The sequence below is a fragment of the Acinetobacter sp. ANC 5600 genome, assembly GCF_002018395.1.
Classification (GTDB): Bacteria; Pseudomonadota; Gammaproteobacteria; order Pseudomonadales; family Moraxellaceae; genus Acinetobacter; species Acinetobacter amyesii.
In genome coordinates, this window is sequence record NZ_MVKW01000002.1 from 111,477 (window position 1) to 127,294 (window position 15,818).

Consider the following 15,818-nt stretch of genomic DNA (forward strand, 5'->3'; position numbering starts at 1 on the left):
CTATAATGGCATTGACTCGAATTTAAAATTCACCCGTCAATTTACGCTGTCGCATAATATCTCGTACCACCAAGCGTGGTAGGCTGAACCACAAGATAATGAGGGTAAAACCCGCCAAACTATAGGCCCAAAGTCCAAAGTTTTCATATAGCACGCGCACGATTTCGATCACAGCAAAGAACGTCAGCATCATGATCACAGACACTGCTGCAGCCACTGTGCCCTTCGACATTTCAGACGACATTAAGGCAAAACGATAGAGCACAGAAAAGCTAATCCCTTCACCAAAACTGACCAAACTCATGCCGAGAATGAGAAAGGTCAGAAAATAACTTTCAGTCATCGTCCCAATCACCACGAGGCTCGTTCCGAGTAACATCAAAGGTAGCCCGATCATCACAGACTGACCTAATGGCAGTTTGTCGATGATTTTAATCAGGACAATATTACCGAGGATCAGACCGCCCAAAACGGGAAACTGTGCCATGCCGTATTGCATACTACTCAGTCCAAGCTGCTCCACCAATATGACTGGAGATAGCGCAATCCAGAGCATCAGTGGCATTGCCACCATCGGTAGGCCCAGTGTCAGTGCCAAAAAGCGTTTATTTTTTAACACCTGTTTAAAGTCATCGATAATATAGCCCACCGGTTGCTTTGGAATGCTGATGTGCTGAGTCGGCATCTTGGCTTTTAAACCAAACCAACTCAAAAAAGATAGAAATGCGATTCCAATAAAGCCCCAATGCCATGACACGTGATCAATCATAAAGGCACCGAGGACGGGTCCGATCAGTGGCGCCAGTAGTGAAATATTGGCCATGATCGCCATGACTTTGATGGCATCTCGCTCTTCAAAAGTTTCCTGAACAGCGGCATAGCCCACGGCTGAAATAACCGACAAGCCAAAACCTTGTAAAAAACGCAAAGTTAAAAAGCTTTCGATATTATGTGTGAGCAATATCGCTAAACAGCATAAGCTAAAGAACGCTACACCACCCAATAGGACTTTTTTACGGCCTAATCGGTCTGACAATGGCCCTAATATTGCAGCGACACAAGCACCTCCCAATAAGTAAAATGACATCGACGAGGGTGCCCATGCACTACTCACACCAAACTCTTGGGTAATCGCAAGCATGGCGGGTTGGACTAAGTCGTTGCCGATATAGACAGAAAATTCAAATAAAACCAGTGCCAAGGGAAACATTAAGGTGGCACGACTTAATTTTGTGGTTTGTACGTTTTGCATTGTTATCTACATATCAAATATGTGCTGTCGAGCTTGAAATGACAAATAGGGAGAGACACTTCAGCCCAATGACGAGCACTGTAATATTAATTTTAAAAATGAATTTGCGGCGTATCCGCCATATGTGCGTCGTATTCACAAGACGCTAGATAGAGATAAAATGAACTTCAACGAACCGATCTGTCGGTTTGAGTCCGACTATTTTAACAGTGTTTGCTGGCATTGTATTGGTCTTTTTATACTAGCGCTTTTATGGTTTTTCATTGCTTGCTTTTTGGATAAAGCGACCTTGTTTTAGGTCCTCATAGGCTTGCATGACTTCTGCAAAATGATTCATCACAAAATAGCCTCGCCCATAAATGGGCTCATTTAAAGGCTGCGCTGATAAATACAACATGTGGCTATCTTCGACTGCCGTCAATTCGACATTTTCACCTTGGCTCGACATAACTGCCATATGCTGTGCATTTAACTGTTCATCTGTTTCAGTAAATTTCAGTTTGCCTGAGCGTAAATATACCAGCGTGGTATCCCCTTCTTGTGCAGGTAGTGTGATACTTTGATTGGCACTGACAAAGACATCAAATACTTGCATGGGTGTATGTGTCTCTGCAGGGCCATGGGCTGTTAAATATTGCCCTGCAATCACCCTTACATAACCAGCATCTTGGGCTAAATTCACAATAGGAATACTGGCTTTGGCTAAACTCTGATAGCGTGCAGGATTCATTTTATCTTTAGCAGGTAAATTGACCCAAAGTTGCAAGATTTCAAATGCTCCGCCCCGCTGTGCAAAGGCTTGGCTAAAGACTTCTTCGTGTTGTATGCCTGAAGCAGCAGTCATCCACTGCACATCGCCCTCACAAATGACACCACCGCCGCCAGTCGTATCATGATGTTCAAGTTCACCTTTAAACACTAAGGTGACGGTTTCAAATCCTCGATGTGGATGTTCCAGCACGCCTTTTTTCAGTTGGGTTGGTTTCAGCACCCCAGGCCCTAAATGGTCGAGCAATAAAAAAGGCGAAACGGTATTGCCCAACTCATAATGGGAAAATACTGAAGTGACTGGGGCAAAGTCACCAACGGGTGAACCTGAATCATTGACGTGAATAAAAGCGAGGGTTTTCATATTGTTTTAGGTTTATTTAGGATCGTTTGATCTTAGCTTACTAGAGATAGCTGATTCGATAGGCTAAATGGATTTCAGTGTCACAGTTTTAGGATGCTTCTTCTAAGTTTGCGCCAACTTCGAATTTCACTTCGGGATTAGGCTTAAACTCTAGCCATTTATTTTTCATCCATTGTTCTACTTTGTCTTTACCTAAAATGGCGAGTAGATTATTGAGTAGTGAAAATTTTGCTTGCTTATCAAAATAAAAAATTATTACTCGGACATTTCGGTCCATATCATCATTTAAGCTAAATAAATCAATAATGTAATCCTTATCAGAAATATCTAGCGAATGTCCCCAAATATAAAAATTTAAATCTAGCATAGTCTCACTGTTTCTAATTCTATTATTCAAAACATTTCTATAAGCACTTCTATTTTCTCCTTTAAGTTGTTCGTATAAATCGATCTGGCTTTGTCTATTAGATAATATTTTATTCTTGTACTCATCTAAAAATAGATAATCTGTATCTTTAAAAAGTTTTTGATGATATTTAGTAAAACCATAAGCTTTTAGCTTTTTAAGTGCGTCATCGTCTAAATCAGAAACGCCTAAAACAATATTTTGATCCTCTCCATGACTTCCATGTAGGTATTCAACATCTACCGAATCATGAATACGTTGAAAGGTATCAGTATAATTAAAAGAATATATTTTATCAGGATAAACCCAATCTTTATTTTCAATAGAAAAAGGATTAATAAATGATAATTTACTGACTATCAGTTCAAGATATAAATTAAATATACCGATAAATTTTTCCACATTTTCTTGCAAATAATTCAGCAACTTATCATTATTTACTTTTCCATAACCTGAATATTGCTGAATATATTGATCATTAATATAAAATCGCAAACTACCTTGATCGGGATCTCCAATATCTATTGACACAATATAATGTCCATTCTCATCATAATCCTCTTGATCTATAAAATAACCAGAATTTAAGATATTTAATTTTTCTAATACGTTACATTGTTCTCTAGTTAAAAATATTTGTCTTTCTTCCTTGTTGCCAGAAAAACAAATTTCATGAGAAAAAATTCCAGATTCCTCTAACTTTAGATTTAAACTTACAATAAATTTTTCTACAACTTTTAAAGCTTCATTAATTTTAGTTTCAAAATCAATCCATGTTTTCACTTCTCTTACATGGTCTGAAAAATACTGATACCACACATTATCCTTAAGTTGCTCTTTCAACACTTTAATTTGATCAATTGAAATTTCTATTTCATCAGTTTTATACATTGCTTTTGTATGCTGAAAAAAACTGTTTTGCCACTCTTCACCCGTTTCTGCATCTTTATGCCAATAATCTTTTTCAAAAAGATCATCAAATCCCATATTACCTTTCTTAATATCCCAGTTTTCTATGGCATCCATTGCCACCATAAAATGGTCATACTTCGTCGGCAAATAATGCGACAAATCAAAACCGTTTCCGACTATTAAAATATTCATTGTTCTTATTTACCCCAATAAAAAAGCGCATCTACAGATACGCTTTTTATGAGGCATTCCCGCCTAAATTTCAACCATAAATCAAAGATTTATTAAGGACACTTCGCCGATTGGAAAGTCTTGGTATTTTTACCACGTTGGCACTGATATTCCTTCTGCGTATTTACACGCTGCCAGTCACCATCCACCAATCTAAAACTATAAATAGTACGAATTGATTTCACCGAATCATCCATTAAACCCGTTTCAGTCACTTTCACCTGCCCCGCATTTGGCGACTCAACACGGTTAAAATACTGACGAATTTCCACAGTCGACAGTTCTTTACGCAAATCAGGACGTTCTTTTAACACCTGATCGAGTGGCGTTGCAGAAGAACCGACTTTAGACACAATTTTCTGCGTTGTCGCACAACCCGCCAACATCCCCACACACAATGCAGACACAGCAATTAAACGATACATAGAAGCAACTCAAATTTATTATTCAGTCCTATCATGCCGAACATTTGTCCAAAACACTATTTAAGCAATGTAAAAGAAGTAGTCCATTCCACAAAATCAACGTGCTGTCTCTTATCCATGCACGGCAAAAAAGGCGTTTTATAGCCATAAAAAAACGCATCCGAAGATGCGTTCTAGTAAGTCTTTAAAAAATTAAAGATCGAACAATTTACCTGGGTTCATAATCGCATTTGGATCGAATACTTTTTTCAATGCTTTCATATATTCGATTTCTTCTGCTGAACGTGTGTAATCGAGGTAAGGCTTTTTGGTCATACCCACGCCATGTTCTGCTGAAATTGAACCGTCATATTTTTTCACAGTTTCAAATACGTATTTGTTTACCACTTGGCATTTTGCAAAGAATTCATCTTTACTTAAATCCGCAGGTTTCAAAATATTTAAGTGCAAGTTACCGTCACCAATATGACCGAACCAGCAAATTTCAAAGTCTGGGTAATTCGCTTCCACAATTGCATCAATTTCTTTAATAAATGCAGGCACATGTGTAATCAGAACTGAGATGTCATTTTTGTATGGAGTGAACGGTGCGATTGACTCAGAAATGTCTTCACGTAAACGCCATAAGTTATGTACTTGGTCTAAGCTTTGGCTCATTACGCCATCCAGTACCCAACCTTGTTCCATGCAATGTTCAAAGATTTCCATTGCTGCATCCATGATCGGTTCAAATGGTGCTTCAAACTCAAGTAAAACATAGAACAAACATGGTGTTTCAAACGGACGTTGTACATGGCCATTGTCCAATACTTTTTGCATTGCAAGTTCACCAAAGAACTCAAATGCAGTCAGGTCGATTTTCTTTTGGAAGGCATGTAGAACAGGCATAATCGCATCAAAATCAGGCACACCGAGAACCAATACTTGTAAGTCATGGGGTTGGCGTTCAAGTTTGATTTCAGCTTCCGTCACGAGGCCTAAAGTACCTTCACCACCAATAAATAAGTGTTGAAGTGCATAACCCGTCGCGTTTTTGATCATGCCTTTATTCAAGCGCAGGATGTCACCTTTACCAGTAACCACAGTCATGCCCAACACCCAGTTACGAGTCATGCCGTATTTAATCACTTTAATACCGCCGGCATTGGTACCGATGTTACCGCCAATTTGTGATGAACCTGAAGATGCAAAATCAACTGGGTAGTACATGCCTTGTTCTTCAGCATAGTTCTGAAGTTGTTCAGTCACTACACCTGCTTGTACGCGAACCATACGGTCAGCTGGGAAGAATTCCAAGATTTGATTCATCTTGTCCATGCTCACCACGATTTCACCGTTAGCAGCCACAGCACCTGCTGATAAACCTGTACGACCGCCACTTGGGGTAATCGCGACATTAAATTGGTTTGCCAGCTTAACAATTTGTTGAACTTGCTCTGTGCTTGAAGGGAAAACGACGACCGACGGGTTTGGATCGAAGTGCTTAGTATGGTCACGACCCCAATTTTGGAGACTATCCGCATCGGTTTTAATTCGGCTTTCGCCAACAATAGCGGTCAATTGGGTCAATAACTCTGGGGTTAAAGCGACTGGAGCATTCATCGTTTTCAGACCTTGCAAGAAGTAAACAAGTTTTTTTAAAGGTCCAGACTTCATTCAGTCAAAACTGCGGTAACGCATATTTCAAGGGAAAAAGCCTGAAACAGAGCGCATCAAAATGTCAGGGAATTGGTCATGATGATTTTGAGCGGCACCATTATAAGCTATAACTGGGCTTTTTTTGACAAAACCCAAAGAAAAACGTGATTTCAAAATGTCACGAGGAATATGACCAAGTTAATTAGACCAAATCTAAAAAAATTGACTCATCATTCGGCAAAATAGCCATGACGTCGGTCATAAAGGAAATGTATATCAGGCGACTTCCTATGCTATTATATGCGCACTAAATTTGGCCTTTGTAGCGGAGCCGTAATGAGCCAACATCTTTCTTTACCTAAAGATAAAATTCGTTTCTTGTTGTTAGAAGGCGTTCACCAAAACGCAATCGACACTCTAAATGCTGCTGGATACACCAACATTGACTACCGTAAAACTGCGCTTGAGGGTGAAGCGTTGAAAGAAGCGGTTAAAGATGCTCACTTCATTGGTATTCGTTCACGTACTCAATTAACTGAAGAAGTTTTTGAAGCGGCGAACAAACTGATTGCTGTGGGTTGTTTCTGTATCGGTACAAACCAAGTGAACTTAAATGCTGCCATGATTCGTGGTATTCCAGTATTTAACGCACCATACTCAAATACGCGTTCAGTTGCTGAACTAGTACTTGCTGAAGCGATTCTATTACTTCGTGGTGTTCCTGCAAAATCTGCTTCAACTCACCGTGGTGGTTGGAACAAGTCTGCAGTCGGTTCATTTGAAACTCGTGGTAAAACTTTAGGTATTGTTGGTTACGGTTCGATTGGCTCGCAACTTTCTGTACTTGCTGAAAGTTTAGGTATGCACGTGATTTATTACGATGCCGTAACTAAACTTCCAATGGGTAATGCACGTCAAGTCGGTTCTATGGGTGAACTTCTTGCCAATGCAGACGTCGTATCTCTACACGTTCCAGACGTTCCATCAACTCGCAACTTCTTCGGCAAAGATCAATTTGCTCAAATGAAAGAAGGCGCAATCTTCCTCAATGCTGCACGTGGTACATGTGTAATCATTGAAGATCTTGCTGATGCAATCAAATCTGGTCATATTGCTGGTGCGGCTGTAGACGTATTCCCTAAAGAACCTAAAGCAAACGGTGAAGAATTCGTTTCTCCACTTCGTGGCTTAGACAACGTGATTTTGACTCCTCACGTGGGTGGTTCAACCATGGAAGCGCAAGCGAACATCGGTCTTGAAGTTGCTGAAAAATTCGTTGCTTACTCTGATAAAGGTATGACTTTATCTGCAGTGAACTTCCCAGAAATCGCGTTACCGTTGACTGAAGGCAAACACCGTTTACTTCATATCCACAAAAACGTGCCAGGCGTGCTTTCAAAAATCAACAACTTGTTTGCTGAACACGGTATCAACATCTCTGGTCAGTCTTTAATGACTAAAGGTGATGTGGGTTACTTAGTGATGGACGTTGACGCAACTGCTTCTAAAGAAGCTTTGGATACACTTCACGAAGTTGAAGGTACGATCCGAGTTCGCGTATTGTTCTAAGCACATTAGACACTGAAGCCACAGCCTTCGGGCTGTGGTTTTTTTATTGTTATAAACTTTTAAAATCTGGCTAGTGCCACTCTCCCGCTCTTCGAGTCATCGAAACAAATTTAGTTTATGCCAAATTTTAAAGTTGCACCGGCTGTCCAAGCACCGCTGATCTTGCTTATTGCCATGATCAGCATGCAAAGCAGCGGTTCTTTCGCCAAGTACCTGTTTGGTCAGTTTCCCATCCTGACCGTGTCCGCGATGCGTTTACTGCTCGGTGCATTAATCTTGGCGATCATTTTTAAAGTTTGGCAGATCAATTTTAAACAAGTCAAATGGTCGTCTATCCTCAGCTATGGCTGTGCCTTAGCAGGGATGAATGTATTATTTTACTTGTCGATTGATCGCCTGCCTCTCGGCATTGCCGTGTCTTTTGAATTTATAGGTCCGCTCAGTGTCGCACTATTTGCTGCACGCCGAAAATTTGATTTTATTTGGGTCGGACTGGCTATTTTAGGCCTTATCCTACTTTTTCCTTTTGACCAAGCTGCACAACGGCTTGACCCAATTGGGATCTTACTTGCCCTCGGGGCAGGTGCGTGTTGGGCACTCTATATCGTGGCTGGTCAAAAACCGTCAGGGGTCTCAGGCAATCATACCGTTTGCTTAGGCATGTTCGTCGGCATGTGTGTTTTGATGCCCATCGCACTCTTTGCAGGTATGCCGGCACAGGCGTTTGAGCCAAGTAGTCTACTGTATTTTATTGCACTTGCGACCCTAGCCAGTGCTTTACCTTTTACTCTAGAAATGATTGCGCTACGTAACATGACTGCGCTGAGTTTCGGTACACTCATGAGTTTGGAACCCGCTGTTGCCGCTCTCTCGGGTTTTATCTTTTTGCATGAACAATTGTTATGGACACAATGGTTGGCATTGGCAGTGATAATCAGTGCTTCGATTGGCTGTACTTATACCACGCAAAAGGCCAAATCAATTTAAATTCAAACCGCCTTAATCTTTTGAAAATATCTCCATTTTTTATTTTGAATTTAAAAATGGTGGCGATTTAAAGACGATTTTTTATATTCAATTTTTTTAAATTCAAAACCTGCAAATTGCATTTCTGCCTCTGAAAAGTCATCAATAATTCAATATTAACCGCTATACTGAGCAGAATTAAAAATTGGGGTACTTTGTTCCCCCCACCACAGCGTGCCGCATGCCAAACTCACAATTATTAGCAGTCGTTTTCATGGTACTTTCCATGATCTCCTATCAGATCAGTGCATCATTCGCCAAGCAATTATTTTTGGTGCTTGATCCACTCAGTGTGACCATTTTACGACTCTGTTTTGCTTCAATTATTATCTGCTTAATGTTTCGTTCATGGCACATTTTAAAACGACTGTCGTTTTTAAAATGGCGTGATCTGCTCTGCTATAGCGCAGCACTGTGCCTCATGAATGTCTTGTTCTATATGTCACTGGGCAAACTCCCTCAAGGCATTGCCGTAGGACTCGAGTTTATTGGGCCGCTAGGTTTGGCACTGCTGTCGATTAAAAATCGTAGTGACTATATTTGGGTGTTTTTGGCGATCTTAGGGATTGCGTTGATGGTACCTTGGGGGCAAGCTCAAAGTGGTAATTTCTCAATATTTGGAGCAGCTTGTGCCTTAACTGCGGGGCTATGTTGGGCATTCTATATTTATTTCGGGCAAAAAGTCGTACACCAAAATATTGGTATGCATGCGCTAACGATTGCCATCACACTGTCCGCACTGACCTTGCTCCCGATTGGACTATATAACAATGCACCCGCCCTACTCGATACCCAATATTGGCCGAAAGCCTTATTAATTGCGATTTTAGCCACGGCCATACCTTATGCACTGGATTTAAAAGCGTTAAAAATTCTCAGTAAACTTAGTTATGGGACTTTATCGAGTTTGTCGCCTGCATTAGCTGCCATTACAGGTATGGTTCTGCTTGGCGAAAATATTGGGACGTGGCAATGGGTGGCCTTAGTCTGCATTATGTTGGCGTCCGTCGGGGTGACTTTACGTTCCTCTCGCAATACTCCGAGCAGCGTATCAGACTAAATTTTTATATTTATAGTTGAAACAAAAAGACGGCCTCTGCCGTCTTTTTTTTGATTTTGCATTCGTCTTCAGGCTTCACTTGCGTTTAGCCCGTCAAACTGTCTTTATCTGCTTTCTTGTATTTCTTATATTCCGCCAAATATTGTTTGGCTAAACTTTCCTTTTGTTTTTCATCTAAGATTTTACCTGCTTGCTGAAAAAAGCCGTGCTCTTCTTCCTGCAAATGATGATGTACCGTTTCAGATAACTTTTTCGCAATTGCCAACCAACCTGGATTACTAAATTCAGTTTCCGTCAGTTGCTCTAATAATTCATCCATCTCATGATGTTCCGCCAATGCATGACGGGTGATGTTTAAGCCTGAATCAGTCATCATTAACGGGATGTAAAAATAACGATCTTCGCCAACAGCATGAGCAAATAACTCATTTTTGAGCAGCTCAAATAAATCTCGACGCTCAGGTGTATCCCCTGATGTTTGAATGAGTTTTTCAGCAAGTTCACGTTGCTTTTCATGACTTTGGCGTAAAGCTTCAAATATATTCATTGTAGTGATGACCTCTGATGCTTAGCTAATTGTGTATTATGAAATTTAATTATTATCCACAACTCAAACGAGTCGCTTATTTTCATACTAATCATTTCAGCGACAGAATTCAGCAACGCTCTGTTAAGATTTGTTTTAAGCTTGTCCCGTAAAGGTTTGATAACCCAACCGTAAAATCAAAATACTCACCAAAATCAAAAATAGAATTCGAATAAAGCCACTACCGTATTTAATTGCCGCACGTACACCAACGATCGAGCCTAAAATATTTGCTACAGCCATCATTAAGCCTATCGCAAATAACACATGGCCAGTGGGCGCAAAAAAACTCAGTGCTGCAAGGTTGGTGGTTAAGTTGGCGACTTTTGACAAAGCAGAGGCATGTAAAAAGTCTGCTTGTAGATAACGAATAAAAAAGAAAATAAAGAAACTGCCAGTGCCAGGTCCAAAGATGCCGTCATAAAAGCCAATCACCAGACTACCAATAGCGGCAAAACCGAGGATTTTAGGAGTCAGTTCTTGGCGTACATGCACCTGACCAAATTGTTTTTTGGCAAAGGTATAAATCGCAATCACGATCAACATGACCAAAACGAAAGGACGTAAGACTTCTTTTGGAATCATTGATACACAGGCTGCTCCCACAAAGGAGGCAACAAATGCACAGCTTGCAATGACCGCAAGTAATTTCCAACGGAGTTTGACTTGGCGTAAAAAAGAATAGGACGCCGAAGCCGTACCAAAGATCGAAGACAACTTATTGGTGCCAAATACAGTCGCTGGAGATAAGTGCGGCATGGCATTCATAATGGCAGGAATTTGAATCAGTCCGCCACCGCCAACAGCTGCATCAATTGCACCAGCAAAAAATGCAAAAAATAGCAGGCTTAAGATGATTTCAATTTCCATAATTTGGCTTCAGTGGCTGTTAATGACTATTCAAGATTTAATACACGTTTTGGTACTAAGCGCTTACGATCGGTAATTTCCGCTAGACCTAAGCAACGTTCCCCATCAAATACCAAAACCTGCGCTTCCGCAGCATGCTCAATATTACTTTCCATTCCACGACTAAAATATTCAGCTCGACCTTCCGGCGCTTGCACTTTGCAGAAATGATCGACAGGTGAATACACCGGCAGCAATAATGCTTCACGCTCAGCTTCAGTCAGACTCTCTAAATATTCAATGGTAAAGCTTGGGTTAAGATCAAAATGACCCGTTTGAATACGGTGTAGATAGGTTAAATGTCCAAAAGTACCCAATGCTTTGGCAATATCTTCGCCTAAAACACGAATATATGTGCCTTTGGAACAGGTGATGTCGAGTGTAATACTATTCTCATTAAATGATAATAACTCGATGGCATAAATCGAAATTGGACGTGCTTCACGCTCTATTTCTATGCCTTTACGCGCCAACTCGTACAGCGGGCGACCTTCTTTTTTCAGCGCAGAATACATCGGTGGAATTTGTTGAATATCCCCTACAAATTGCGCCAAGACATTTTGAATAATTTCTTCAGTCAATGTTGGAACAGCTTGCTCTAATAGTATTTCACCTTCCACATCACCCGTCGTGGTACTGTGTCCTAAAAAGACGGTGGTTTTATAACGTTTAGTCGAATCCAATAAAAAATGCGAAAACTTTGTTGCTTCACCTAAGCAAATTGGTAATAAACCTGAGGCTAATGGATCTAGCGCACCTGTATGTCCTGCTTTTTGTGCTCGATACAACCAACGCACTTTTTGTAATGCAGCATTCGAGCTAATGCCCAAAGGCTTATTTAATAAAAATACACCATGTACAGGACGACGCTGAATCTTAGGAGAAGCTTTTTTCATGACTAAAATAGGGCAAAAAGAGAACTGCGCCATGGTATCAATCCATGCTAAGCGTTTACAACTTTTCTATGTTTTTATCTGCATTTTATGTCATATTGAGTTCGCATTTAGAACTCTAGAACAATTAAAAACGGAATAAAGGTGCATTGGGATATGCAAAAAAATAAACTTTGGCTCATCATAGCCTTGGTCGTTATCGCAGTTGCTGTATTCATATATTGGCTTGCGCCAAAAGCATCACAAAATGATCCTTCAGATCAATCGATTCAACAACAAAATACGCCTTTAGCTCAGGGCGAAACCGCTACGGCTCAAGCAACAAGCGGTTCTTCGCTGCTCAGTCCAAGTCAACAAGACACGGAAGTTAACTGTCAAATCAGTATGGATGGTTCAAACCGTTTGATCGTGAATGAACAAACACGGAATTGCTTTGAATATTTCATTACTCAGTATGGTGAAAAGTCGATAGATCAAATTAAAAAGGATTTTAAAGCCTACATTGCACAAGGTCATAAAGAACCTGCGCTGTCCCAAATTTATGATTTGTGGGATCGTTATATGAAATATCGTGAACAGTTAGGTCATTTACAGCCACCAAGCGACGACAAAGAATCACCACAATACTATCGCTCGATCTACAGCAGCACCCAGAATTTAAGAAAACAGTTCTTTTCTGATTATGAAATTGAAGGTTTATTTGGCAAGGAAAATACTTATCACGAATACACGCTGAAACGGATGGAAGTAGTAAATGACAAAAAACTGTCTGAATCAGAAAAAGCCAAAAAACTAAAAGCCCTGTTTGATGAACTTCCAGAAGATTGGAAAGAAAATCTGGAACAAATCAATAAACTTGAAGATTTACGCAAACTCACAGCAGACATTAAAGCACGTGGTGGTTCAAGCGAAGAAATCCATCAAATGCGGTTAAATTTAGTGGGTCCAGAAGCTACTCAGCGCCTTGAAAATCTAGACAGCCAGCGCAGCTCTTGGAAATCTAGCGTAAATCAATACCTCACAGAGCGTGACAGCATTGTGAAAAGCAATATGAGTGACAGTGCGAAACAACAAGCGGTGCAGCAACTCCGTAATCAACATTTTAAATCGAAGGAAGATCAGCTCCGCGTCAGTACCTTTGAATCTGTGCATGATCAAGGTGGAAAATTACCTTTCGCAGAATAACTGCAAACAACAATTTAAAAACAACCTCAATTTCAGGATGAAATGATGAAAAAACCACAAGCTCTTTTATGCGCAATTATGGCTGTATCAGCAGCGATCGCCAGCACACAATCCCAAGCTGCAGCAGGACTCCAACATGTCACCGCCAACAGCTCGGCAAACTATGCCAAGACCAAATATCCGATTGTGTTTACCCATGGTATGTTCGGGTTTACTCGCATTGGTTTTGACAGCTTTGGCATGGATTATTTTTATCAAATTTTGCCAGATTTAGCTCGTAATGGGGCCAATACCTTTGCTGCCCAAGTTTCACCGCTAGAGTCGACAGAAGTCCGTGGTGAGCAATTGCTCTCTCAAGTCGAAGAAGTTCTTGCTCTGACCGGCCAACCCAAAGTGAACCTCATTGGTCATTCACATGGTGGACCGACAACTCGCTACATTGCAGCGATCAAACCTGAATATGTGGCTTCGGTGACTGGGGTTGCAGGCACTTATCGTGGCTCTCTAGTCGCAGATAAAATCCAAGCGAATAAAACTATTAACTCAGTCTTTGGGGTCCTTGGCGATCAACTCTTAGCACCGATTATTACTTGGGCTGAAGGCAACTCGAGTCTACCCAACAGTGTTGATGCATCACTTACCGCAATCAGTGAAAAAGGTTCTGCTGAATTTAATGCAAAATTTCCAACCGCAGCACTGGCTGCGAACTGCAATCAATCGGGTGCCAAAGTCGACAATGGCGTGTATTACTACTCATGGACAGGTACAGCGCAAACCACAAATGTATTAGATGTACTAGATACAGTGATTAGTCAGCTTGCCCCTTTGGCCTATGGAAATCGTGACAATGACGGTTTGGTTGGACGCTGTAGCACCCACATCGGACAAGTAATCCGTGATGACTACAATCACAACCACTTAGATGAAGTGAATATGATCTTTGGCCTACGCAGCCTATTTTCACCTGACCCAGTTGCGCTCTACCGCCAACATGCCAATCGTTTAAAATTACAGGGACTTTAACTCACAAGTTAGTTCCCTTTCAGCACTGAACAGGACGTCTTTGGACGTCCTTTTTTGTTTACAATTTTTTTATTTGTACGCATTAAACAATTTAATTCAATAAGTTCTTAAATGATAACAACTAAAATAAACGATAAAAATAAAAAACGAATGTATATAAATATACTTGTCACCTCAACGCCGTCCATGTCCTAAAATGACATGGAATTTCAAACCGAGCATGAAAAAATGACAAGGCATCTTTGTCTATTCAAACTCTCTAAAATCAAAGATATGGCCTGGCCAATCACAAAGATGTTGCTTAAAAACAGAGAGTATTTTCATTATTAAAAAGTAATAAAAACAACATCAGATCAAGGGATATTTATGCGATCTTTAGTAAACACGGCCAAGATGGCCTCTGTAGCTGCAGTTGCAGGCTTAGCGATGAGTATATCGGCAAGCACTCAAGCTGCGCCTAGCGTCCTCCAGGTGAAGGAAACGGCAAAATCTGACTACGCAAAAACCAAATATCCAATTTTAATGGTGCATGGTTGGCTCGGTTGGTCACGTATCGGTACCGACACCATTGGACTGGATTATTGGTACCAAATCTTGCCAGATATGGCACGAAATGGCTCAACCGTATTCGCAGCGCAATTATCTCCTGCAAATACCACAGCACATCGTGGTGAGCAGTTAATTGCACAAGTTGAAGATGTTTTGGCTATTACAGGGAAACCAAAACTTAACTTAATCGGTCACTCTCATGGTGGTCCAACTGTATTGTATGTTGCTCAAACAAAACCACAGTACATTGCGTCTATTACAGGTGTTGCAGGGACCTATCACGGCTCTAAAGTAGCGGATGATATTCAAGGCAACTCACTTTCTCGCACTGCCTTCAATATTTTAGGTGATTATATTGTCGGTCCACTGATTGCTTTGGGTCAGGCAAAACCAGAGCTTGAAATTGATTTCGATGCTTCAATGAAATCATTATCACAAACAGGTTCTGCTGCATTTAACAGTACGGTTGCAAAATCTGCTGTAGCTGACGGTGTTTTGGCATCTTCAGAAAATTGCAGTAAGAACTTAAAGCAAGTCGACAGCAAAGGCATTCAGTACTATTCATGGACTGGTGTTGCGCAAACCACAAATCTACTTGATATCGATACGATTCTGATGCAACTCGGGCCATTGTCTTATGGCAATAAAGACAATGATGGTATGGTTGCACGTTGTAGTGCTTATATCGGTAAAGTCATTAATGACAGTTACAAACTTAACCATACCGATTTAGCCAATATGATGTTCGGCTTAACAGGTCTATTTGCACAAGATCCTGTGGCGCTGTACCGTCAACATGCAAACCGTTTAAAACTGCAAGGACTTTAATTCTTATCGTTGAAATTTAAATGCAATAAGGGGGCTTCGGCCCTCTTATTTACTTTTATAGATCTGAAAATTCATGATCGTTTATTTTGTTACATTTAGCGTCACAGTTAATCTCTTTCAATTTGCAACAGGTGGTCTTTATTGCTTTATTAGAAATGACAATAAATATTGTCATAAAACAATAATACATTGAG

14 protein-coding genes are annotated in these 15,818 nt (G+C 40.6%); 6 read left to right on the forward strand and 8 right to left on the reverse strand.

All coding sequences use genetic code 11. The features are described from left to right. Positions 1–22: 22 nt before the first annotated feature. The 5 genes from B1201_RS04400 to B1201_RS04420 all read right to left on the reverse strand — a co-directional run bounded on the left by B1201_RS04400 (position 23) and on the right by B1201_RS04420 (position 5,960). On the reverse strand, positions 23–1,252 hold the full coding sequence (locus B1201_RS04400; RefSeq protein ID WP_078189336.1) for an MFS transporter: 1,230 nt from the start codon (positions 1,250–1,252) through the stop codon (positions 23–25). Positions 1,253–1,502: 250 nt separating this feature from the next. Beyond that, entirely contained in the window at positions 1,503–2,384 is an 882-nt protein-coding gene (locus B1201_RS04405; protein WP_078192497.1) for a pirin family protein, read from the reverse strand. 88 nt (positions 2,385–2,472) lie between these two features. Then, entirely contained in the window at positions 2,473–3,894 is a 1,422-nt protein-coding gene (locus B1201_RS04410) for an AbiH family protein (protein ID WP_078192498.1), read from the reverse strand. 92 nt (positions 3,895–3,986) lie between these two features. Beyond that, positions 3,987–4,358: a hypothetical protein gene (locus B1201_RS04415; RefSeq protein WP_078192499.1), complete on the reverse strand. Its 372-nt coding sequence runs from the start codon at positions 4,356–4,358 to the stop codon at positions 3,987–3,989. Between the two features lie 192 nt (positions 4,359–4,550). Beyond that, positions 4,551–5,960: an FAD-binding oxidoreductase gene (locus B1201_RS04420; RefSeq protein WP_078192851.1), complete on the reverse strand. Its 1,410-nt coding sequence runs from the start codon at positions 5,958–5,960 to the stop codon at positions 4,551–4,553. 372 nt (positions 5,961–6,332) lie between these two features. Here B1201_RS04420 and serA point away from each other — a divergent pair, with 372 nt between their 5' ends. The 3 genes from serA to B1201_RS04435 all read left to right on the forward strand — a co-directional run bounded on the left by serA (position 6,333) and on the right by B1201_RS04435 (position 9,651). Then, positions 6,333–7,565, forward strand: a complete 1,233-nt coding sequence (gene serA / locus B1201_RS04425; protein WP_078192852.1) for a phosphoglycerate dehydrogenase — start codon at positions 6,333–6,335, stop codon at positions 7,563–7,565. 117 nt (positions 7,566–7,682) lie between these two features. After that, positions 7,683–8,552, forward strand: coding sequence for an EamA family transporter (locus B1201_RS04430; RefSeq protein WP_078192500.1), 870 nt, complete (start codon positions 7,683–7,685; stop codon positions 8,550–8,552). 220 nt (positions 8,553–8,772) lie between these two features. Next, a complete protein-coding gene (locus B1201_RS04435; protein ID WP_078192501.1) occupies positions 8,773–9,651 on the forward strand; it encodes an EamA family transporter in 879 nt (292 codons plus the stop codon). An 85-nt stretch (positions 9,652–9,736) separates the two neighbouring features. On the opposite strand, the gene B1201_RS04440 is transcribed toward B1201_RS04435, so the two are convergent. The 3 genes from B1201_RS04440 to truB all read right to left on the reverse strand — a co-directional run bounded on the left by B1201_RS04440 (position 9,737) and on the right by truB (position 12,042). Continuing rightward, positions 9,737–10,198, reverse strand: a complete 462-nt coding sequence (locus B1201_RS04440; RefSeq protein WP_078192502.1) for a hemerythrin domain-containing protein — start codon at positions 10,196–10,198, stop codon at positions 9,737–9,739. 135 nt (positions 10,199–10,333) lie between these two features. After that, positions 10,334–11,107 carry a sulfite exporter TauE/SafE family protein gene (locus tag B1201_RS04445; RefSeq protein ID WP_078192503.1) on the reverse strand — a complete coding sequence of 258 codons (774 nt, stop codon included), beginning with the start codon at positions 11,105–11,107 and terminating at the stop codon, positions 10,334–10,336. Between the two features lie 26 nt (positions 11,108–11,133). Further along, the gene (gene truB / locus B1201_RS04450) at positions 11,134–12,042 is read right to left on the reverse strand and encodes a tRNA pseudouridine(55) synthase TruB (protein WP_078192853.1); all 909 of its coding nucleotides are present in this window, start codon (positions 12,040–12,042) and stop codon (positions 11,134–11,136) included. Positions 12,043–12,195: 153 nt separating this feature from the next. Between truB and B1201_RS04455 the strand changes: the two genes are divergently transcribed. From B1201_RS04455 to B1201_RS04465, 3 genes are all read left to right on the forward strand, one after another. Continuing rightward, positions 12,196–13,224: a lipase secretion chaperone gene (locus B1201_RS04455; RefSeq protein WP_078192504.1), complete on the forward strand. Its 1,029-nt coding sequence runs from the start codon at positions 12,196–12,198 to the stop codon at positions 13,222–13,224. Between the two features lie 78 nt (positions 13,225–13,302). Beyond that, complete coding sequence (locus B1201_RS04460; RefSeq protein WP_373684754.1) at positions 13,303–14,247, forward strand: esterase/lipase family protein; 945 nt, start codon at positions 13,303–13,305, stop codon at positions 14,245–14,247. A 366-nt stretch (positions 14,248–14,613) separates the two neighbouring features. After that, positions 14,614–15,624, forward strand: coding sequence for a lipase family alpha/beta hydrolase (locus B1201_RS04465; RefSeq protein ID WP_078192506.1), 1,011 nt, complete (start codon positions 14,614–14,616; stop codon positions 15,622–15,624). The last annotated feature ends 194 nt before the right edge of the window (positions 15,625–15,818 follow it).